Genomic DNA, 674 nt, shown 5'->3' on the forward strand with positions numbered 1-674 from the left:
GAAATTTAGTTACTCAACTAATCAAATTTTATTGCTTATCAAGCATCGCCTAATCATGCTTCGATCTAAAAAATATTCATATCTGCGAGTATGGTGATAAAAATGTCATCGTAGTTTCAGGGTAAAAATTTATACCCTTTACGCACGCTACCGCCCTTTGCTCAACAGCTACCAATGCACTGTACAATATTTTTTATTTTAACATTTACCTAAAAAATCATTCATTTTGTTTTCTTATGTAAATGTTAAGCGACACTGCGGACTATATAAACAGCGTGGAGTGAAACTCTGTCTCAACTTGAATTTCAGTCCAAATTACTGGCAGTCTTTTTAAACAAAGAGTTAGGAGTTACGCTTAAATTGAGAATAACTCCTAATAAAAAAACTGACGACTCAGTCCTCGATTAAAAGATTAGCAAGGTACTGACCATACGGGGTTTTACTCATGGATTTTGCTTGCGATTCAACCTGGTCTCGTGTTATCCATCCTTTCCGGTAGGCAATTTCTTCCAGACACGCAACTTTCAATCCCTGACGTTTTTCGATGGTATGGATGAACTGAGAAGCTTCGATCAGGCTATCGTGAGTCCCGGTATCTAACCATGCAAAGCCGCGACCGAGTAATTCCACTTTTAGTTTGCCGTTCTTCAGATACATCTCATTTAATGTGGTAA

General features: G+C 37.7%; 1 protein-coding gene. It reads right to left on the bottom strand.

The window, feature by feature from the left end; genetic code table 11:
* Positions 1 to 393 precede the first annotated feature (393 nt).
* The coding region (locus J1785_RS00510; protein ID WP_274388841.1) for a sugar phosphate nucleotidyltransferase at positions 394 to 674 on the bottom strand (281 nt) is incomplete at its 5' end.

Source organism: Rahnella perminowiae (assembly GCF_019049755.1).
In the GTDB taxonomy this organism is placed as follows: Bacteria; Pseudomonadota; Gammaproteobacteria; order Enterobacterales; family Enterobacteriaceae; genus Rahnella; species Rahnella perminowiae.